Raw genomic sequence first — 1,018 nt, forward strand, 5'->3', positions numbered from 1 at the left:
CTTTTTTCGCAGGCGTCCAGCCGAAGAAAATAGCCAGAGGGCAGAGCCTTATGTCATTCATTTTCGTCCAGAAAATGAGTGGCATTGATACTGAAAGTATCATAGATGTAGGTTGGTAACATGATGATTCCATCCGTTATTTTACCCGTTATTCTATCCGTTATACCTAAATCGGATAAAATAACGGACAGAATAATGGATAGAATAACGGATAGATTAATGGGTAAGAAATGACACAACGTCATCTTGTGTCTATCTCTTATTCTGTATCTTATTCTCTGTATTATTCTGTGTATTAGAGAGAAATTAGATAGAATAAGATACGGAATAATACACAGGATAATAAACAAACATGACATTAACCTGCCTTTTCCTCGAGCTGTTTAAGCATCGAAACATCACCTAATAACCGTTGATTTTTACCGGTGAAAAAGATGATCGGGCTGACATTTGCATTATCAATACTTCGGATTAACTGAATTCCCATCGCCTGATAATCATCATCATTTGTGCAACGGTATAACGCTAAAACAAGCTGACATTGTTCGGGGGTTCCGCACTCTATTGCCCAGCGGATCAACTCCGAAAAGGTCAATCCGTTCGGTTTCCAGTGTTTTTTATGCCGTGACGCTAACGCCTTAAATTTTTCACGCCCTCGATTGTATTTTTCCGCCCCGATCACCGGATCTTCACAACGAACCCCTTGAACCGGTCGCTTATCAAATGACAATTCCCATAATTTTATTTCTTCGATGTATTCGTAATCTGCCGGTGATGCCAAACGAAATAATTGAGACATAGTGATCCCCTCCGATGATGTGTGAACGGAGATATTATAAGGCTTTCGGGAAATTCCGCTTCCTCGACGTGAAACAAGTTCACGCCTTGCGGCGAGCGTTGCGAGTTGAATTTATGAGGTTTACCTGACTCCAGATGTAACAAAGCCCCGTGACAGCATCACAGGGCTCTGGTACTCTAAATCTTGTGCATTCGTTGCTAAAGATTTCGAAGTCGCATT

Annotated in this window: 1 protein-coding gene; it reads right to left on the reverse strand. The window is 41.2% G+C overall.

Annotated features, from left to right (window positions below):
- Positions 1-358 precede the first annotated feature (358 nt).
- The gene (locus tag PSF16_RS17110; protein WP_272689776.1) at positions 359-799 is read right to left on the reverse strand and encodes a hypothetical protein; all 441 of its coding nucleotides are present in this window, start codon (positions 797-799) and stop codon (positions 359-361) included.
- Positions 800-1,018 lie beyond the last annotated feature (219 nt).

This window comes from Providencia sp. PROV033 (assembly GCF_028484855.1).
In the GTDB taxonomy this organism is placed as follows: Bacteria; Pseudomonadota; Gammaproteobacteria; order Enterobacterales; family Enterobacteriaceae; genus Providencia; species Providencia alcalifaciens.

Bases quoted from the DNA above. Each gene is read 5' to 3' on its own strand.
- PSF16_RS17110 (WP_272689776.1), bottom strand. From the start codon at position 799: ATGTCTCAATTATTTCGTTTGGCATCACCGGCAGATTACGAATACATC.